A 20,336-nucleotide genomic window follows, 5' to 3' on the forward strand; every position below is an offset into this window, starting at 1 on the left:
GATAAATGGGAGGGCTGTATATATGATTTACATATTATTATTAACCTTGTTATTATCAATTATTTTATCCATCGTTTCATATAAATTAAATAAAACTAGCATCATAAATGGAATATTTATTTTATTGTCTGTTTTTAATATTATTTTTAACTTAGGTTATTTAACGTTTAATATACATATTAGAATAATCAATCTTCCAGTAATGATTTTATTTATGGTAACAAGTGCATTACTTATATTAGTTTATTTAATTTATACAATTATCTTAGTAATTGATGGCGTTATCGTCTGGTCTTATGAAAAACATCGTTTAGCAAATAAATTTAGTTTAATATTAGGAATTATAATAATCATTTATCCTATTATTAATCATTTTGTTTTCAATATTTTTCCCAACCCACTTAATTTAATTATCGAAAGAATAATTGAATTCGGACTACTGTACATTGTTAGTTTTTTTATTGCTTTTTCAATTTCAATAATTATATGTAATTTAAATAAAATTACATTAAACCAAGATTACATAATTATTTTAGGTGCTGGACTAATACATGGTGATAAAATCGGCCCCATTCTAGCAGCAAGAATTAATAAAGCTATCGATATCTATTGGCAACAAATTGAAAAAACAAATAAACATCCTTTCATAATTTGTTCTGGTGGCCAAGGCCATGATGAAACTGTTTCTGAAGGCTTTGCCATGTGTGAATACGCCAATCAACATGGTGTCAATGAAGCTGATGTAACTGCAGAAGAGCATTCAATTAATACAATGACTAATTTTAAAAATTCTAAGCAAATAATTGAGCGAAAACATTTAAAAATTAGTAAAGGTATTTTTGTATCGAGCAACTATCATATCTATCGAGCTAATAAATATGCTAAGATCGCTGGTTTACCAATTAATGGAATCGGCTCAAAAACGAAATTAACAGCTTTATCTCATAGTATTTTACGTGAATATTTTGCAATTATACTGAATCATAAGCTATTAAATTTATTGATTGGACTATTAATTGTAATAACAATAATATTTATATATATTTAAAAAGGCTCTATCTTAAAAGATAGAGCCTTTTAGTTTATTGATTGATATAATCTAATAATTGATACATAATCTTTTTATTTTCTTTGGGCACAGAATGATTAATGATATCAGAAGCATTTTGATTTAAAGCATTATCAGAAGCATAGTCACCATCATTAACAACAATTTCTCTTAGGTCAGTTTGCATTGGCTCAAAATGAAATTGTAGTCCAATAATACGATTGTTCATTATAAAGCCTTGATTTTTCATCAAATCACTAGAAAATAAAAGTTTAGCTTGATTGGGAACTTCAAACATCTCACCATGCCAATGTAGCGCCATTAATTTTTTAGGTAAATCATCTATTATATTAGTTTTCAAATATACTGGTGCCCAACCTACTTCTTTAACTGGAGAGGCAGATATACGATAACCTAAGGCTTTGGCTATTTGTTGCGAGCCAAAGCAAGCACCATAAATTGGAATATCTTTTTCTATTGCTTCATGAATCAATTTTCGCTCTGCTTTAATCCAATCGTCATCATCATTAGCACTCATTGGTCCACCTAATATTACTAACATATCTGTTTCATTAATATTAGGTAATTTATGAAATTCATTAGGATGATAAATATACATATCGTATCCATAATCTTCAGCCCATGAACGAATTAATCCAGGACCTTCATTAGATGCATGTTGTAAAACATTAATGCGCATATCAATTACCTTCTTTTAAATTTATTTAATAATTTTTAACCAACGAGTATTTTCTGGTTTAAACATAACCCATAATTGTTTAGTAGTTTTATGGTTTAATTTTAATACCCAGGTAAAATTACTCCCAGCACTAGTTAATTTAACAATTTGTCCTTTATGTAAGGTAATTTTTTTATCTACTTTAATGTGGTTATATTCAGGAGTCCCTGTAATTTTAATACGATCAACTTTTACTGGTTTAGTAACCCTAACCGTTCTAAAATGATACCAATACTTGGACATTTGACTAGGATTAGATTTTGCTGAGACAGTAGTTCCAACAAAAATTAATAAAAATAATGATAATAAAAATGATATAAATAGCTTTTTCATTATAAATATTTTCCCCCAAAAAATTTAATGTACTTTTATTTTAGCACGATTTTGAAATGGTATATAATAAAGGAAACTATTTCCAAAGAAGGTTTATTATGAAAAAGAAATTATTGGTATTATTAGTACTACCTATATTAATAATGTTTTTTCAAAAAAATAATATAGCAAAAGCTGATTCTAATCCTAAGATTTATAAAATTACAAAAACTAACAGCAATTCTATTGCTAATATAAATACTGCTAATGCAATTAATGTTTATACTAAGGATTTTAAAGGTAAAAATAAGACAAATGCACTAAAAAAAGTGATGACTGGCAAGCAATATCATGTAACTATTAATGGAACTAAGAAAATATATCAAGCAATATACAAAAAAAGAAAATTATTAGGTTACGTTTGGCATAATTTTTTAAATATAGATTATAATCGAACTTTTTCATATCAAGCCTCTAAAAATTTTAGAAAATTAATTAATACCTATCGTAATGAGAATGGAATTAATAAATTAAAAGTTAGTCACAAATTAAATCATGAAGCCAATTTAATTGCTAAAAACGTGGATAAAAACTTTTTACCCAAAAACACCAATAATCAAATGGTTTATTATACAAAATATCATGAAACATATATGCCCACTTCATTTAGTTATCTAGCATTTAAAAAATTTATTTACTTTGATCAAAATGAAAATAATCAAAGTTATAATGCTTTGAAAAATATTAATAATAAATATATTGGTTTATCAGCAATTAAAAGCCCTTTACATTTAGGCAACCATAACGAAATGAATAATTATTATTTAGTTGTTTTAATAAAGTAATAAAACAAGGTAACATTTAGGAGGACTAATCATGTCATTTAAGATTCGTGCTTTAGAAAAAAGCGATTTAACAAGTATTCATAAATTATTTAACGATCCCTTTAACATGCAATTTTGGTTTGAAGAACCGTACTTACCAATGGAACAATTAGACAAACGATTTAATAATGATCTAAATGATAATTCAACTCGCAGTTTTGCGGTTAGTTACAATGAAAATTTTGCTGGTATTGTTGAATTAGTTGATATTGATTTAAGACATCGTCATGCTGAAATTCAAATTATAATTGATAGTGAATTTAGAGGACTAAAATTAGCACAAAAAGCATTTGCAGAATGCATAAAATATTCATTTGAAACTCTAAACTTACACAAAGTTTACTTATATGTAGATGTAGATAATGCTCCAGCTGTAAAAGTTTATCAAAAAATGGGCTTTAAAACTGAAGGAACTTTAAAAGAACAATATTTTGCTAATGGAAGTTATCACGATTGCTACTTCATGAGTATTTTTAGAAAAGACTATATTGAATAAATAAAGAGGTGAGTTCTTATAGAACTCACCTCTTTATAAATATAATTTAGCTATTTATTAGATAATTTTTTAGTTGGTTTAATTAAAATCCAAAGATTAATTAGATGAACTAATCTGCCAACATAGTGCATTTTAGTATTATCAGGAAATCCAGTTAAAATAATGGAGCCTATTAATAGGATAAATAAATAATAAATTGGAATCCCAACATCACGATAACGTCTAATCATCATGAAGATAGTTGGGACTAAAATTATTATAAGATATACAATAATAATTACATTAAATAATACGAATAACTTATTACCATTAGTAAAATAATCCATAACAAGGAATATAAATATCAATAAAATATGAAATAATTGAGGAATCCAAAAGTCTTTTATATTAGTCCTACCTTTATAATTAAAAGCATTTTTCCAAAATTTTAAATATGAATTCATCAGTAATTTTTCTCCTCAAATTATTTTTTACTAGGCATAATCTTGATTATAAAATCTATTATTAATAAAACTAAAATTATTATATTTAAGTAATAAGGAACATTTTCCATAATAGATGCAAAAATTCCCATTACAAATGGGACAAAATTGGTTACTATGAACCAAACAGGCGAAATACCAGCATCTCTGTATCTTCTTATAATTAAGTTAATACTAGGAATAAGAATTATCAATTCATAAATCACAAGACCTATTATTGCAAAAAATAAGCTTAATATTAAATCACTTGCACCTGTAAATACTGAATATATAGTAAAAATAAGTATCGAAATTATTAATCTAATGATAAAGTTCATTAACACTGCAAACCAATATTCTGAGCGACTACTTTTACCCGATAAATGAAAATAATTTTTAAAAAATAATGAATACGATTCAAACAATCCGACCATAATCCCCCTCCTAATGTTATTAATAATAGTTAGATGGTCGTTTAAAATCAATCAATTATTATTTTTTACTAGGTAAAATTGTGATAACCAATCCAACCATAGAAATTATTATACCCATAATATAAAAAATATTAGCTAAATTAGACATAATTAAGAAAATAAACGAAGCTACCACGATAACGAGAAACCACCATGGTGAAATGCCTACATCACGATATCTTCTAACAGACAATGCAATACTGGGAATTAAAATAATAAGACTATAAATAGAAGTAAGTAAATATCCTACAATAATTCCCATTAATATCCCATAACCGTCCTTATTTATAAACATAAATACAGCAACACTTAAAATAAATAGTAATATTCCAATAATTAAATTTACTAAATAGACCCACCAATATTCTGCACGACTACTCTTACCACCAAAATTAGTATAATTAGTAAATAATAACTTGTAAGCTTCCCAAATTCCGACCATAAAAGGCCCTCCTTAAAAATAAATATGTATTAATTATTATATTAATGGATTAACCTAACAAAATCAATTTTATAAAAAACTGTGGTATAATTTTTTAATATTACCTAGGAGGCTTAGTATGGACAATTTAGATCAACTAGAAGCAGAAATTTTAAAAAAAGAACAAAGACTTTCGCCTGAACAACAAAATATTGTAGAAAATAGTGCCAATACTAATAAAGCTAATCCTATTATTGCATGGTTATTATGGTGGTTTTTAGGAGAATTAGGTGGTCATAGATTTTACTTACATCGCAACAACGCATTAGCTATGTTGATAATTGATGTTACTGGATGGATTTTATCAATTATCTTAATTGGCCTCCCTATTATATTATTCATCAGAATTTGGTGGATAATTGATGCCTTTTCCATCCAAACATGGCTACGTGAAGATTATTTATTAAAAAAGAAACAAGCCATTGATATTATTAATAGTAATGATAATTCCACTTTTGACGGACAGTTCACTGCTAAATAACTAGAATGCAATTAATGTTGCATTCTTTTTTATTGAAATCATTTATGCAACCTGTTACTTTATAAGTAACATATTAAAAGGGAGTCTTTAATTATGAAATATGCAATCACAATGGTTACTGGAAAATTCGGTAGAGCCGCTATTAATTATTTAATGAACTTAATAGATCACAAAGATATTATTGCTTTAGCTAGAAATGTAGATAAAGCTAAAGAAGAACTACCTGAAGATATTGAAGTTCGTCCTGGAGATTATACTAATAAAGATCAACTAGTTGAATCACTAAAAGATGTAGACAAATTATTATTTATTTCATCACAACCTGGTGGAGAAGTTTCTCGTTTACAACAACACAAAAATGTTGTCACTGCAGCTAAAAAAGCTGATGTAAAATATATCGCATACACGAGTTTTCCTCATGCCGACAAAGCCGATAACTTTCTATCAAAAGACCATACTGCAACAGAACTATATATCAAAGAAATGGGTATTGATCGTTCATTCTTAAGAAACAATTGGTACTTAGAAAATGAATTAGCTACTTTAAAAGCTGCTAATAACGGTGGTACTTTTGTATATGCTGCTGACAACGGCAAAGTTGGTTGGGCATTGGAAAAAGAATATGCTGAAGGTGCTGTTAAAGTGTTAACTATGGACAAACCTAAAGAAATATACGAATTTGCTGGCCAAAGTAGAAGCTATGCTGACTTAGCAAATGCTTTAAAGAAGGTTGCTGCCAATAATTTCGAAACTAAAAATGTAAGTCTCGATGAATACGAAGATGGAATGAAAAAGGCTGGATTACCTGATGAGGTCGCTAAGGTTGTTACCGATATTCAAGCACTAATCAAAGCTGGTCAATTACAGGAAGACACCGATGATTTAGAAAACGTTCTGGGTCATCCCTTAACCTCAATAAAATCCGCCTTAAAAGAAAACTTGCAATAAATTATAGATAGGTTATTTGCACATGAAATATTCACACAGATTAAGTGATGCCATTCACATCTTAACTTATATTGGTATTTCAGATAGTAATACTGACTTATCTAGTCGTGCGATTGCCGGAAGCATTGATTCGAATCCAAGTTTAGTTAGACGTTTAATGGCTACTTTAAGTAATACTGGTTTAATAAACAGTACTCCTGGAAAAATAAGCTTAGAACTCAGCCGTTCAGCAAAAGATATTAGTTTATTAGATGTTTACAAAGCAATTGAAGAACCTCAATTATTACATGTAGATCCCAAAACTAATTTAAAATGTATTGTGGGTGCTAATATTCAAAAAACATTAGCCGATGCTTACGATAAAATACAACAACAAGCTGAGCAAGAAATGGCTAATATTAGTATTCAAGAAATTGTAGATAGTATTTTAGCAGAAAATAAAAAATAGATTGTATAAAAAAAGATTCCTGTACTCAAAAGTACAAGAATCTTTTTTGTTTAAGCATTGATACCAATATTAGATAATTTATTTACAGATACATTATCTAAATTGTTAAATTTAAGATTTAAATGTTTACCATCATGGAAGAATGTTCCAGTCATCGTTCTTTGACCATCATTAATATAAATTTCAAAGACTGTATTATCAAAATAAATTGCACAATCTTGTAATCTAGATGATCCAAGTAACACACTACGACTATCTTCATCCTCACCAATATTTTTACGAGTTAATTTGAATTTATGCGAGTCTTTATCAAAAGATAGTTTTAGATAACTGTCATCAGAAGCAATCAACATTTCACTATCTTTACCATCTTCAACATTAAATTTAATTAGACTTTGTTTATCTAACTGCATATTATTTTTAATAATATCTTCAGCACCAATTAACGAATTATTTTCTTTAACTGGAGTTTGAATTAATCGGTCATCTTTGATGTGTAGTTCACGAACCATTGTTAGTGCACCTTCCCATCCTTCATTATCTGAAAGATATTCAGTATCTGGCAAACCAATCCATGCTGATTCTAATAATCTACCATCGGGTGCATTAAATAGTTGAGTAGCATAGAAGTCAAAACCCTCATCAACCAAATGCATTGATGATGGATTAATTAATTTCATGTTTTCCCAATCAAAATCATCAGCAATAATATAAGCATTAGGATGAACATTATCATAACTAAATTTAGTATCATCAGCACCTTGAGGACAGAAAATCAATACAACTTTTCCATCAACAAAGCCTAAATTAGGACATTCAGCCATATAGCCTAAATTATCATGACCCAAATCCATTACTTTATAAAATTCCCAATCCTTGTCAACATGCTTAGAACGATAAGTTAGGATTTCACCTTCATTATCAATATTTTGTGCACCCAAAATAGCATAATAGTAATCTCCATGTTTTAGAATTTGTGGATCTCTAAAATGACCAGTAATGCCAGATGGCGCATCATCAATTAATGGATTTGGTAGTTTTTCAATATTATTATCTTTATCCATCCAAGCACCGTTTTGGTATGGATGACGACGATATTCATCATCATCTTCAAAAACGTTACCAGTATACATTAAGAATAGCTTATCATCAACATTAATAGCACTTCCTGAATAACAGCCGTGACGATCATAATAGCGATCTGGGACCATAGGCTTATTAATATTTTTCCAATTTACTAAGTCGGAAGACACCATATGAGTCCAACTCTTTAAACCATGTACACCACCATATGGAAATGCCTGGAAAAATAAGTGCCATTGATTATTAAAATATGAAAAACCATTAGGATCATTTAATAAACCAGTTTTGGTTTGGATATGATAACCCAAACGCCAATTTGATTTTGCAATTTTAGCTTTCAAATCAGCTAATACTTTAGGATCCCAATCTTTGTATAATCGATTTAATCTTTCCATTGTCCAATATTTTTTGTCCATAATAATGACCTCACTTTATTAAAAATGAATCTAAAATATTCACTACTTAAATTTTAACAAAGTGAGGTCATATTAGCTTTTATTTTGACTGATACACTAATTAATTGTAATATCGCCATCCGAACTGGTAAAATTATAAATTTTATTTGATTGTGAATGATTCAAACTAGAATCAACATTGTTATCTCCATCTGAAGCATCAGAATAAATTTTAGCATTATCACTATTATAAACGTCACCATTAATATCGCCATCTGAAACATTTGCTTTCAAACTATGCTTAATATCTTGATGATCAAAACTAATATCCCCATCTGAGCTAGACAAACTCAAAGCATGCCAACTATTGTGTCCCAAGCTAACATCACCATCTGAACTTTCAATTTTACTTAATCCATTATGAATAACGTTGTCATTAATTGAAACATCCCCATCATCACTAGATGCATTTAATGAATAAAATTCATTACTATGAAGTTCAACATCACCATCTGAGCCGGATAATTCACTATGATTTTTATCAAATTTACTGTTTGCAATATATACATCATCATCACCAGAATCTGCTTTTAAGCTACCAGCATGAATATTTTTAGCTTTTACACCACCATCAATATTAATATCATTAGTAACGTTTAAATCACTAATATTAAAATCTGTAAGATCATTTTTGGCTGAAATTGATGATAATTTCATTCCCTTTTTAACATAAATAGTTATTGAAGAATTGTTGTGGTCTAAATAACCTACTCTTAGTAAATTAGATAAAGCAGAAACATTTTTATTCTTAATATTTAATTGACCATTACTAATTGAATATTTTAATTGTTGTTTTTTGGATAATTTAGCTTCAATTTTTGATTCATTTCCGCTTTTAATAGTAACCGGCATTCCCATTGAACCAACATTGGAAACATTAAGATTAATTGAATGAAAGTTACCTAAATTTTTAGAAATCGTATGAGTTATTTTATTGTTAGGATTATTTTGTCCATTGGGTAATTGAAAATCATTTTTAGCAAAACCAATTACAAATAATATAAAACCTAAGATTATAGTTATTCCTGATATTTGCATAATTCTTTTCATTATTTATCACCCTTTCTTTTACCAATTTTGCCATAAGCCCATATACATAACTTTTTAATGCCTGTAATTGTTTTAGAAGAAATCCAGAATAATCCACAAAACAACATAGTTGAAACGGAAATTGCTACTAAACCAGCACCTATAAACATTAAGATAGTTTGCAAATCAAATCTCAAACCGCCAATAATAAAAGCAATTCCTGAGAGAAATACTGATAACAAGACTGCAAATACTGAAATAAAAACAACTAGTGGCATAATAACAAAGAAAACAAAAAACATAACTGCTAGTGGAATTGTAATCGGGGTAGAACAAATTCCTAGTATTACTAACCAAATGGTTTTCATATTTTCACGAGACTTTTTACTATCCTTATTCTTTTTTATTGAATATTCAGCCATGATCTTTCTCGTTAAGAATTTAGGTGTTCCCAAATCATTAACACAATCTTCATAAGTACTAAATGGACCATCAGTTAAGTAGTCAGTATAGAATTCTAATGCACTTTCAGCATCTTCACTGTTGTATTTTGATAAATATTTACGCAATTTCTCTAAATATTGATCCATTTCTATTCATCTCCCATTAATTTATTAATATTGTTTTGAAATTCTTTCCAGTTAAAGATAATTTGTTTTAGTTCATTCTTACCATCGTCAGTAATTTTATAGTATCTACGATTTCGACCTTGATAAGGAGAATCATAAACTGTGACTAATCCTTGTTTTTTTAGTCTACGCATAACTGGATAAATAGTAGAACTTGATACAGAAATACTTTCTTGAATTTTTTGTGTCAAAGCATATCCATAGTAATCATCATTGCTCAAAACACCTAGTACACATCCATCTAATAACTCAGTTGTTACTTTAAGTGCCATTAATTAACACCTTCTTTTTTATGTATTATTTAATATTATATTTAATATAATATATTATACATCGCAATATATTTTTTTCAATAATTATGTTTATAACAATTAAAAAAGGTGTCATTCGTATATCACGAACGACACCTTTCGATTTAAGTTGGGGGTAATTCTACTTTAATAGAATCAGTAATGTAATTATTAAATGAATCGATAAATACATTACCCTTACCATCCTTGTAAACTCCTAGAGGTAAAGCATACTTATTTGAATTTAAGTTTAAATTTTTAATCATATTAATCATCCCCTAATAACGTAACTCATCACAATTAAGTTAACGCTTTAGACGATCACGTCTTTTCATAACTACTTTTGAAATAACTGATAAACTTTTAATTTTAGCTGTAAAATTAAAATCTGTTCTACTCATATTAACCATCTCCTAAATGATTTTATATAAAACTAACGCTTTAAGCGATCCAAACGTTTACTAGGCATTTCAATATTAATACATAAATTTAAAAAATTTTTAGTTTTCATAGTAACATCCCCTTTAGTAATTAAAAATAATTAGTTAAAGGAACGCTTCAATTTATCCAATCGATCAGTCGAGACATTAATATAATTAAAAATACTTCTTGCATCATCTTTGTAAATACCAGTAGGTAATTTAAATTTTTTAACTACCAATTGAAACAACTTTAAACGATTTTTATTATTCTTAATCATATTTATCTCCTCCTATCGATTAAGATTATCCTCATAATACTCTCATTATTTTCTAATGCAATAGTTATGCTCAATTTTTTTATAAAAAAAGAGCTGATTTATTATCAGCTCTTAATCATAAATTTTATTGGGCCATTGCAGGCGTTCTATCACTAGTTCTTTGTCTATTTGTATCAGTTTGATTAAAGTATGGTGAGTACTTATAAATGGCCTTATACATCTTTGATTGACTGTAAGCACTAAAACGATCATTTAGAGTCACAATAATTACTCGATCTTTTCCAGGTAATTGGCTAGTACTTACTAAAGTATTACCAGCTAATGGTGTATAACCAGTTTTTAAGCCATCAACGTGTAATTCAGGATAATATCTTAATCCACCCTTTAATAATTCATTAGTATTATGCATCCATTGACCGTTTTGTTTAGCTCGATAAAGTTTGGATGTATTTACAACATCTGGATATATTTTCAAAACATTTGAGGCAATGATACCTAATGCTTTAGCACTAACTTTGTTGTAAGCATAGTATCCACCATATCTAACTCCATATCCGTATAAATCTGAGTTTTCTAGACCAGATGCTGACACGAAAGTAGCTTGACGACCTAGTCCCCAGTCTCTAGCTTGATGGTTCATTTTTTTAATAAAATTAGTATTAGAACCAGCTACCCATTGGCCTAAAGCAATTGCTGCACTATTTGAAGAAGCAATCACCGTTGCACGATATAAATTATAAACCGTGTATTGTTTACCAGCAGTTAATTTATAACTCCCTAAAGAACGATTTTGACTCATTCTAGCCAAATTATTAGGCATAGTAATCTTTTGATTCCAACCATTTCTTGTACTCTGTGCCTTTTGAATTGCCAAATATAAAGTCATTAATTTAGCAGTTGAGGCTACTGGCATACGCTTATAAGCATTTTTACGATAAAAAACATGTCCATCATTCATATCAAAAGCATACGCCGCTTTTGCAGTTTTCGCATTATCATTCATTTGAATATTATAAGAACTAGCACTGGCAGTAATCCCATTAGCAGTAGCACCTAAAGTTACCAAACTCAATGTAACTAATACTGTTTTTTTCATCCATTTAAACTTCATTAATATTACACCTCTCCAAAATCAATACTAACTACATAGTACTATTTTTAAAGGGGGAATGCGTTTACAAATTGTTACATTTAGATTATGAAAAGATATCTGGCATATTAACATTAAATGTTTTTGAAATATCTTCCATTTGCTTTAAAGTAACGTTATCTATAGATACCCCATTTTTTAGGTTATCATCATAAAATTTATATTCACGGTCTCCTGGTACTATAATTTTTTTACCGGATAAATGTTTTAACCTTCTTAATCGATTAAACATGTCTGAAGCATTATTAGATAAAACATCTAAATTACCAAAAAATGATGGATCTATAACCATAAGGAATTGACTAAAATCATGTTTTCCTTTATTCGTATCAGCAGAAATTGAACCTTGTGCTAATATACCAGTTAATAACTCAACAATAATTGAGTTTCCAAAACCTTTATAGTTAGAATTATTTTCTGAAATTCCGCCCAAAGTAAGTAAGCCTCCACCTTTTTGTTTTTCTGTCAAAGCAGCATTATAAAGACTTTCTTCTGCTTCTTTAGGATCTTTAACAACATTTCTGTTTTTATCTACAACCCATTCACCAGGTAATTGCTCACCTTTTTTATCATGAACTTGAATTTTACCACCAGCAACTACAGAAGTAGCCCCATCGAATACAAATGGATGTGGTTTAGCCGGAAATGTAAAAGAAAAAGCGTTTGATCCCAAAAATGCATCAAAAGCATTAATAGGTACTACTAGTGGCCTAGTATTAGTCATTGAAATTCCAATTAATCCTTTTTGAGATGCTTTTCTTGACCAATATCCTGCAGTTCCAAAATGATTTGAATTTTTTATAACGGCCATTGAAATTGTAAATTTTTTAGCTTTATCAATCAATTTATTCATAGCATTATCGCATGCAATTTGGCCCATATTACCATTAGCATCAATCAATAGACTATTTTGGCTTTCTTTTATTATCTTAAATTTATTTTTTGGTTTAATCGTTTCTTCCTTAACTAATGACAGGTACCATTTCAATCTTTGAATTCCATGAGAAGATATTCCTCTCAGGTCAGCATCAGTCAACGTTTTAGATAACAATTGACTGTTTTCTTTAGAAAAACCGACTTTTCCAAATACACTCTTTAAATATGAAATTTCATCTTTATAGTTAATTTTCAAAAGTATCACTGCCTAACATTAAAATAATCAAATTTTATTATAATTTGTTTTTAATGATACTACGTGGTATCAACTAGTCAATAAAAAATAGAGAAGTTATTAAAAAATAACTTCTCTATTTTTTATATTAAGCTAATTTATCATTAACTGCTTGTTTTTCAGCTTCAACTAAATCAACACGTGTATCAATAGCTTTGGTATCCATCTTAATTTCACGAGTTAAGCCTGGATTATCAACCTTAGGACCAAAGAACTCAGTAAATTCGTCAAAACGAGCACGCGTATGGAAAATACCTGCAGTAACAGTAATAAATGATGCAAATTCCATGTCACCACCAACAGTATCTTCTAACCATTGCCATTCATTACGAATCCAATCCCAGGCAAATTGTTGTCCATCATTATTAGCAAGGACTCCTCTAAACCATGAACGTAAGTCTTGAGGCTTAATTGTATTGCTATCTTCAAAGTTAGCAACAATGATTGCCAATAATTTAGGATCTTTGGTTGAAGTTAGTGCTGCAGCAATATCAGACTTGTAACTTGGATCAGCGGTGTGACGATAATCATCTAATAAATCTTCAAATAAGTCCATATCATTAAAGTTTCTAATCTCATTGGATAATATCAAAACACGAGTATCTGCTGGTAAACCAATTAAATCATCTTTATTATCTTCAAAAATTGCATGGGCTTTATCCATGGTATCTTCATTTTCAGCATATAGTGATGCATGCAGAATCAATGGACGAGTTAATTGGTCATCATTAGATTCACCATCTTTACTATCCCATCCTAAACGTTGAACTTGATCAACACTTAGTTGGTCCATAAAGTGTTTTAAGTTCTTTTCTTCTTTGGATGCTGGTTTAACAAATTTTCTTAAGTTAAATGCTAAACGATATAATGCATCATTCACTACATTAGAATGACTATCAGCAAATTTAGATAGTACTGGAATAACTGATGCATATGAAATTTGACGACTTTCAGCTAACAAACGCAAATCTTGTAAGATTTGCATCTTATCAATTGAACTTAATTCATCAGAGTGATCTAAAATATCGTTCAATAATGATTCATCATATTTAACGATAAAATGAGAATTATTGCCGACGTTAACACGAAATGGTTTACCATTCTTTTGACGTAATTCATCATAATCACCTAAATCAACATGATTATCTTTGAAGATTTCAGGAGCTTCATCATAATTACTATTTAATGGAATTTGCCAGATACGACCTTTATCTTCACCTTCACCAATGAAGAATTGTTTTTGAGTTAATTTCAAATGTCCTTCATCAACCATGGCTGAAACAACTGGGTAACCAGGTTGTTCTAACCATGAGTTCATAATATTTGCCAAATCAATACCTGATGCAGCACCTAATGCATCCCATAAATCATTACCAGTAGCATTATTATATTTATGTGCAGCAAAGTAATTCTTTAATCCTGTTCTTAACGCATCATCACCGATTAAAGCTCTTACCATAACTAACATCCGAGCACCTTTAGCATAAACAATAGCTGGATCAAACAATGCATCAATTTCAGCTGGGTGGTTAACTTGGACATGAACGGATTGAACACCATCAATAGCATCACGTTGTAAAGCAGCTGGTGCTTCTGAAGTTTGGAAAGTTTCCCAAATGTGCCAATCTGGTTCTAATGCATCAACTGATACATATTCCATCATGTTGGCAAAACTTTCATTTAACCATAAATCATCCCACCATTTCATCGTTACTAAATCACCAAACCATTGATGGGCTAGCTCATGAGTAACCACAGTAGCAACTAATTGCTTGGTTGATAATGAAGTATTATCAGGATCAATCAATAGTAAAGCTTCACGATAAGTTACTAAGCCCCAGTTTTCCATTGCACCAGCTGAAAAGTCAGGTAGTGCTAATTGCCAAGAATGTGGTAGTGGATATGGAGTTTGATAAAAATCTTCATAAAATTCGATTGCACGTTTTGCTATATCTAATGCAAAATCCAATTCATTGGATTTATGAGCCTTAGTAGCAAACACGCCTACTTTAACTCCACTCTTAGTTTTAGTCATTTTACTTTGCATATCGCCAAAAGCAAATGCAACTAAATAAGTAGACATGCGAACAGTTTCATCAAAGTAATGGACACCATCTTCAACTCTATTTTCAGGCATGTTAGAAATTGCCATTTCGCCTGGTTTTTCATCAAATTTAATGGCCAAATTAAATTTTGCTTTAGCTTCTGGTTCATCAACACATGGGAAAGCTTGGCGAGCAAAATTAGTTTCAAATTGAGTACCAACTAATTCTTTTCTTTCACCATTAACTTCATAATATGAAGGATAAATACCCATCATTGAATCAGTTAAAGCTGCAGTATATTCAATTGAAACTTCAACTGCTCCTGAACCAGGTAGCTGAATATTAATCATTTCATTATTATCATCGACATCATAAGCTAGATCATCAGCATCTGCTTTAACAGCATTTACTTTTAAACCTTTTTGATGCACCGAAATATTTTTATCAGATGCATTCCCTTGAATTGTAGTTTTACCAGAAATTGTTTTGTCTTCACGATTAACATCTAAGTAGACATCGTAATGTTCTGGTTGGAATCGACTATATAATCTTTGAATTTGTTCCATAGTACCCTCCTAATTTTAATCTTATTTTAACTTATTTTTAATTATATACTATTTTATAGCCCTATGCCATTAATTATATTGTATAAGATGTATTTATTGAATGCTATTAATTTGAATGTACATAGATATTTGTCATTTATAAAAATATATTACATTGTTTTTTAATATAATATCTTATTGTTTTTTATCCAGTGATTACCATTATAATAAAACTTATTTTTTGAACCTATCCACTTCATCCCCTTATATAGAAACAAACGTGACCCTTTTGGTGTCAATATTTTATTATATTCTTTAGGATCAAAGTTGGACTGAATTGTTTTACCTTCTAGTGAGGTATTATCAGGACCAATTTCGTTGCCGGAATCTAAATAATATATTTTATTACTATGATCAAGTTTAGCTAGATAATTTCCCTTAATTTTTTTAATATAAACAATTCTTTTTGTCTTACTAGAAATTTCTAATGCGGACTTTTTAGCTTTTTTAAGATTATCAGTAAATTTAGCAAGCTCTTTAGCTTCTGGATCACCGTCTTCGTAGTCACCCAAAGCTTCATCTGCATTATCATATTTATTCATAGATTTTAATGTAGGAAATAATAAGATAGAACTACCAAAATTACCACTGACTGCACTATTATTAAATTGACCACGATACCAAATTTTATCATTAAAATCGTTTATTTTTGCTTGCTTATAATATACTTCTTTAACTGGTAAATTATATTTATAGTCATTAAGTAATTGGATTTTGGGAACTCCATGAATCTTTGCATACATTTCAGTTTGATGATGCATATCAGTGCTATTACTATCAGGTTTATTAGTTAAAACAGTAAAGGTGTTAAATAGTGCAGTTACATAAGCCTTGCTTCCAGCCTTTAAAGTTTGTCTTTTAATAACTTTTCTTTGCCAAGCATTATCAGCATCTTTGTAGTCTTTAATCCAATCAATTTTCATTGGGGAAGTTAATTGAACATGACGCCAATTTTCCCAATAAGAATTCATCATAGTTGGAATATCACTTTTCATAATCTTACTTTTATGCTTTGCTGACACTGATATTGTTGGTAATATAAACAATATTAATGTAAATATACTAATTAATAACTTCTTATTTCTCATAATTTTCCTTCTTTATTTAAATTTACATACATCCTGGAGAACCCATCATCGCCATTAAAACTAAATATAAAAATAGCATCGCAATTCCTTGTCCTGATAAAAATATATAATAAGATGGTGTTTTATTATTTTTATCTAAAGCATCATGAACAATATAAGATCCTACTACATATATATTGGAAACTAACCAAATAATTGAAATTGTAGTTCCAAATAATTCACTGGTATCATATAAAAAAACTAGTTGGATTAATAAATCAATGATAAAAGACCATGAAATTAATGTGCATATCCACATTTCCCATCTTTTGTTCCTTATTCTATACATAAAATTCATCTCTAATTTTTCTTATAAATTTTTAGTTTATCAATATGAAAGCTACCATTAACTGATTTAACTGTAATATCAGCAACCTTATTATTAACACGAAAAGCTCCAGCAAAATTTTTATTATAATAATCAACTTCACCATCGATTTTAGCCTTAAATTTTTTATGATCAGCTAAATATTGTCTAGTGTATGTATCATTTAACGCACGTTTATTTACCTTACCAGTATTAAGCTCTTGATTAACAGTTGATTCGGCTTGATATTGTACAATTTGAAATGAGCCGACAATATACATTACGTAAGATGCAAATAAAGTACAAATTAAAAGTAATGTTCCTAAAACAAAATGATGACCTTTATACAAAAAACACACCATTAAAAAAAGAAACAATAATACAATTGTTACACATGAAACAAAAATAATATAATCAATAATTTATCACCTCTTGGGTATTACAATAATTTAAATATAAATATTGGTCAAAATTACATTTTCTTAATAGCATCGTAAACTATTTTACTAATTGCTTTTGAGCTTTCTGGTTCTTCTTTCATTAACCAACGACTAATAATATTCATATAGCCACCAATAAAGAAGTTCAGTACATATTGTATTTTTTCATCATCGTTATTAATATGCCAAGGCATAGCAACATTTTTATAAACACTTTTCAGATTAGATGAAGATTTTAGGAATAGATTAAAAAATAAACCTTGTTTGATTAAAGTTCTAGTTTCATCCCTTTTATTCCAAAAAAATTCAAAGAATGTTTGTAAAACCATATCGAATGATATTTTCTTATTACTAGTTATCAAATTATTTAACTCAGCAAAATATTCATTGATTGTCTCATTATAGTAATAATCTAATAAATCATTTTTATTTTTAAAATATCGGTAAAAAGTTCTGCGAGCTAAATCAGCGTTATCAGAAATATTGGTAACTGTAATGTCATCATAATTTCCTTCATTCATTAGTTGAAATAACGATTTTATTAACCATTTTTTAGACATTTTTGAAATTCTTTCTTTTCCATTCATATGTTTTTTCTCCTTATTATGTCACACAAATCACTAGATTGTAGCACTTATGCTGATTATATTGACTTAATTTATTAACGACATTATAGTTAAAAATGAATTGATACACAAGTGTGACATTGATGCGCATCTGAGTTTTTACACCTGTATAAATTCAAAATGAATTAAAAAAGAGGTTATCAATATGATAAAGAAAAAATTCATTTTGCCAGTTTTAATGTTAGCCACCATATTATGTATGATGGATGTTTCAATAATGACTATTTTGTTACCAGATATTCAAACCGCTTTTAATCAAATTTTAGAAAATTTATCATGGACTATCAATGTATATACCATTGTCTTTGCAACATTAATCATTCCTTTTGGTAGGTTAGCAGAAAAAATTGGACAAAATAAATTTGTATTTATTGGTTTAATTGTATTTGGAACTGGATCTTTTCTATCAGGTTTTTCATCAAATTTACCAATCATGTTATGTGCTAGATTCATTCAAAGTGTTGGTGCTGCAGCTATTATTCCGACTAGCATGGTTATTGGTATTTCACATTTTAGTGTTAAAAATAGAAATAAAGTGGTTGCTGCACTTGCTGGTTCCCAAGGACTAGCAGTAGCAATTGGACCAAGTTTTGGTGGTACTATTGCCCAATATTTAAGTTGGCGTTGGGCATTTTACATCAATGTACCACTAGTACTAATTGCTTTAATTATTTTTGCATGCATCTTACCAATGCATAATGAAAAAACCAATAATGCAAAAATTGATTATATTGGTTCAATTTTAAGTATGATAACTCTATTTGCATTGTCACTTGGCTTAGTGCAAGGAAACAATTGGGGCTGGTCGTCCTTATTAACTATTTCTCTATTCATAGGATCAGCTGGAGCATTTATTTTATTCCTTATTGTTGAACTAAAGAGTTCCCATCCTATGATTGATATGTATTTGTTTAAAAGTAGAAACTTTAATGGTGCAAGTTTAGCTTTAATTTTAGCTAACTTCTTATTAGGTGGCTTTGCCGCACTAATTCCTACTTTTTTAACTAGAATTCATGGTCAAAGTGAACTAAATGCTGCCTTAATTATTACTCCTTACTCAATTGCAGTAATGTTTTCCACCATCACTTCATCATTATTAGTTAAAAAATTAAATAAAAAGTTATTTATTGGTGCTGGATTTATTATTATGGCTATTGGATATTATTTCCTATCTATAATGAATGTAAGCAAAAACTACCATCAATTATTAATTGGTGCGATTGCCCTTGGGTTAGGTTATGGAATGGTTGCAGCAACTGCAAATATCTTGGCAGTTTCAGATTTTAAAGGAAGTTTATTGACTGATTCACAAAGTGTATCCAACGTTTTAAGACAGGTCGGAATTGTCATTGCTATAGCTACATTTATGACTTTATTATCAGGAAATGTTAGAAATGCCAAGCAAAATACTCTTAATTATGCTAAAAGTCGGGTCGCTAATTTAAATTTATCTACTTCTGTTAAAAGAAAAATTAATAATAAGTTAGATCATAAATTAAATCCTAATAGTAATAATGTCACTAACGTTAAAAATTCAGTATCTTTTGATGGAGAAAAAATATCACAAAAGCAACGTGAAACAAAAATTAATGATGTTTATAATGATAAATTAACATTGCTTGCATTCAAAAATAATGTCTCTGAAAGTAAGATTCCTCAAGCAATGAAAACAAAATTAAAAGGAATAATTATGCAAAAAGTTAATAACAAAATTAATGATACCTTGCGAAAGGATAATTATAAAATAAATAATTTATTGCACGATATTAAGCATCATGCAAAACATCAATTGAATAAATCTTTCTTAGATATTTATAAAGTTATGTTATTGATTCCTATCATAGCTTTGCTAGTATTGCCCATATTTAAATTTGATAAAAAAATATAACAAGACAAACAAAAGGCGGA

At 28.9% G+C, this 20,336-nt stretch carries 25 protein-coding genes; 7 read left to right on the forward strand and 18 right to left on the reverse strand.

What is annotated here, in order from left to right:
- The first annotated feature begins 22 nt into the window (after positions 1-22).
- Entirely contained in the window at positions 23-1,048 is a 1,026-nt protein-coding gene (locus C7N71_RS04360; protein WP_157944352.1) for a YdcF family protein, read from the forward strand.
- Between the two features lie 34 nt (positions 1,049-1,082).
- On the opposite strand, the gene C7N71_RS04365 is transcribed toward C7N71_RS04360, so the two are convergent.
- Positions 1,083-1,748, reverse strand: a complete 666-nt coding sequence (locus tag C7N71_RS04365; RefSeq protein WP_105987918.1) for a type 1 glutamine amidotransferase — start codon at positions 1,746-1,748, stop codon at positions 1,083-1,085.
- A gap of 21 nt (positions 1,749-1,769) precedes the next feature.
- Positions 1,770-2,120, reverse strand: a complete 351-nt coding sequence (locus C7N71_RS04370) for a hypothetical protein (protein ID WP_105987919.1) — start codon at positions 2,118-2,120, stop codon at positions 1,770-1,772.
- Positions 2,121-2,218: 98 nt separating this feature from the next.
- Between C7N71_RS04370 and C7N71_RS04375 the strand changes: the two genes are divergently transcribed.
- Positions 2,219-2,944 carry a hypothetical protein gene (locus C7N71_RS04375; protein WP_105987920.1) on the forward strand — a complete coding sequence of 242 codons (726 nt, stop codon included), beginning with the start codon at positions 2,219-2,221 and terminating at the stop codon, positions 2,942-2,944.
- Between the two features lie 31 nt (positions 2,945-2,975).
- A complete protein-coding gene (locus tag C7N71_RS04380) occupies positions 2,976-3,479 on the forward strand; it encodes a GNAT family N-acetyltransferase (protein WP_105987921.1) in 504 nt (167 codons plus the stop codon).
- Positions 3,480-3,529: 50 nt separating this feature from the next.
- Here the strand turns inward: C7N71_RS04380 and C7N71_RS04385 are convergent, their stop codons facing one another.
- The 3 genes from C7N71_RS04385 to C7N71_RS04395 are packed head-to-tail and all read right to left on the reverse strand — an operon-like array spanning position 3,530 to position 4,855.
- Positions 3,530-3,922, reverse strand: coding sequence for a DUF805 domain-containing protein (locus tag C7N71_RS04385; RefSeq protein WP_105987922.1), 393 nt, complete (start codon positions 3,920-3,922; stop codon positions 3,530-3,532).
- Positions 3,923-3,942: 20 nt separating this feature from the next.
- The gene (locus tag C7N71_RS04390; protein WP_105987923.1) at positions 3,943-4,374 is read right to left on the reverse strand and encodes a DUF805 domain-containing protein; all 432 of its coding nucleotides are present in this window, start codon (positions 4,372-4,374) and stop codon (positions 3,943-3,945) included.
- Between the two features lie 58 nt (positions 4,375-4,432).
- The gene (locus C7N71_RS04395) at positions 4,433-4,855 is read right to left on the reverse strand and encodes a DUF805 domain-containing protein (RefSeq protein WP_105987924.1); all 423 of its coding nucleotides are present in this window, start codon (positions 4,853-4,855) and stop codon (positions 4,433-4,435) included.
- Positions 4,856-4,973: 118 nt separating this feature from the next.
- Between C7N71_RS04395 and C7N71_RS04400 the strand changes: the two genes are divergently transcribed.
- The 3 genes from C7N71_RS04400 to C7N71_RS04410 all read left to right on the forward strand — a co-directional run bounded on the left by C7N71_RS04400 (position 4,974) and on the right by C7N71_RS04410 (position 6,771).
- Complete coding sequence (locus tag C7N71_RS04400; protein ID WP_105987925.1) at positions 4,974-5,375, forward strand: TM2 domain-containing protein; 402 nt, start codon at positions 4,974-4,976, stop codon at positions 5,373-5,375.
- Positions 5,376-5,468: 93 nt separating this feature from the next.
- Positions 5,469-6,323, forward strand: coding sequence for an SDR family oxidoreductase (locus C7N71_RS04405; RefSeq protein WP_105987926.1), 855 nt, complete (start codon positions 5,469-5,471; stop codon positions 6,321-6,323).
- Positions 6,324-6,345: 22 nt separating this feature from the next.
- Positions 6,346-6,771, forward strand: a complete 426-nt coding sequence (locus tag C7N71_RS04410; protein ID WP_105987927.1) for an Rrf2 family transcriptional regulator — start codon at positions 6,346-6,348, stop codon at positions 6,769-6,771.
- Positions 6,772-6,821: 50 nt separating this feature from the next.
- On the opposite strand, the gene C7N71_RS04415 is transcribed toward C7N71_RS04410, so the two are convergent.
- From C7N71_RS04415 to C7N71_RS04465, 13 genes are all read right to left on the reverse strand, one after another.
- Positions 6,822-8,270: a sucrose-6-phosphate hydrolase gene (locus C7N71_RS04415; protein WP_105987928.1), complete on the reverse strand. Its 1,449-nt coding sequence runs from the start codon at positions 8,268-8,270 to the stop codon at positions 6,822-6,824.
- 96 nt (positions 8,271-8,366) lie between these two features.
- Positions 8,367-9,359: a DUF4097 family beta strand repeat-containing protein gene (locus tag C7N71_RS04420; protein ID WP_105987929.1), complete on the reverse strand. Its 993-nt coding sequence runs from the start codon at positions 9,357-9,359 to the stop codon at positions 8,367-8,369.
- The gene (locus tag C7N71_RS04425) at positions 9,359-9,928 is read right to left on the reverse strand and encodes a DUF1700 domain-containing protein (RefSeq protein ID WP_105987930.1); all 570 of its coding nucleotides are present in this window, start codon (positions 9,926-9,928) and stop codon (positions 9,359-9,361) included. The genes C7N71_RS04420 and C7N71_RS04425 overlap by 1 nt, the downstream gene beginning before the upstream one ends.
- A 2-nt stretch (positions 9,929-9,930) precedes the next feature.
- On the reverse strand, positions 9,931-10,239 hold the full coding sequence (locus C7N71_RS04430; RefSeq protein WP_105964198.1) for a PadR family transcriptional regulator: 309 nt from the start codon (positions 10,237-10,239) through the stop codon (positions 9,931-9,933).
- A gap of 143 nt (positions 10,240-10,382) precedes the next feature.
- Positions 10,383-10,523 (reverse strand): hypothetical protein, encoded by a 141-nt coding sequence (locus tag C7N71_RS08035; RefSeq protein WP_157944353.1) that lies wholly within the window; start codon positions 10,521-10,523, stop codon positions 10,383-10,385.
- A gap of 275 nt (positions 10,524-10,798) precedes the next feature.
- Complete coding sequence (locus C7N71_RS08040) at positions 10,799-10,957, reverse strand: hypothetical protein (protein WP_157944354.1); 159 nt, start codon at positions 10,955-10,957, stop codon at positions 10,799-10,801.
- Positions 10,958-11,081: 124 nt separating this feature from the next.
- Positions 11,082-12,068: a D-alanyl-D-alanine carboxypeptidase family protein gene (locus C7N71_RS04435; protein WP_105987931.1), complete on the reverse strand. Its 987-nt coding sequence runs from the start codon at positions 12,066-12,068 to the stop codon at positions 11,082-11,084.
- 85 nt (positions 12,069-12,153) lie between these two features.
- Entirely contained in the window at positions 12,154-13,239 is a 1,086-nt protein-coding gene (locus C7N71_RS04440) for an Ldh family oxidoreductase (RefSeq protein WP_105987932.1), read from the reverse strand.
- A 127-nt stretch (positions 13,240-13,366) separates the two neighbouring features.
- Positions 13,367-15,889 carry a M1 family metallopeptidase gene (locus C7N71_RS04445; RefSeq protein ID WP_105987933.1) on the reverse strand — a complete coding sequence of 841 codons (2,523 nt, stop codon included), beginning with the start codon at positions 15,887-15,889 and terminating at the stop codon, positions 13,367-13,369.
- A 161-nt stretch (positions 15,890-16,050) separates the two neighbouring features.
- Positions 16,051-17,016: a hypothetical protein gene (locus tag C7N71_RS04450; RefSeq protein WP_105987934.1), complete on the reverse strand. Its 966-nt coding sequence runs from the start codon at positions 17,014-17,016 to the stop codon at positions 16,051-16,053.
- Positions 17,017-17,038: 22 nt separating this feature from the next.
- Complete coding sequence (locus C7N71_RS04455) at positions 17,039-17,344, reverse strand: hypothetical protein (RefSeq protein WP_105987935.1); 306 nt, start codon at positions 17,342-17,344, stop codon at positions 17,039-17,041.
- 11 nt (positions 17,345-17,355) lie between these two features.
- Positions 17,356-17,724 carry a hypothetical protein gene (locus C7N71_RS04460; RefSeq protein WP_140922056.1) on the reverse strand — a complete coding sequence of 123 codons (369 nt, stop codon included), beginning with the start codon at positions 17,722-17,724 and terminating at the stop codon, positions 17,356-17,358.
- A gap of 110 nt (positions 17,725-17,834) precedes the next feature.
- Positions 17,835-18,389 carry a TetR/AcrR family transcriptional regulator gene (locus tag C7N71_RS04465; RefSeq protein WP_105987937.1) on the reverse strand — a complete coding sequence of 185 codons (555 nt, stop codon included), beginning with the start codon at positions 18,387-18,389 and terminating at the stop codon, positions 17,835-17,837.
- 184 nt (positions 18,390-18,573) lie between these two features.
- Here C7N71_RS04465 and C7N71_RS04470 point away from each other — a divergent pair, with 184 nt between their 5' ends.
- On the forward strand, positions 18,574-20,316 hold the full coding sequence (locus tag C7N71_RS04470) for an MFS transporter (RefSeq protein ID WP_105987938.1): 1,743 nt from the start codon (positions 18,574-18,576) through the stop codon (positions 20,314-20,316).
- The last annotated feature ends 20 nt before the right edge of the window (positions 20,317-20,336 follow it).

The sequence above is a fragment of the Apilactobacillus timberlakei genome (genome assembly GCF_002993965.1).
Taxonomy (GTDB): Bacteria; Bacillota; Bacilli; order Lactobacillales; family Lactobacillaceae; genus Apilactobacillus; species Apilactobacillus timberlakei.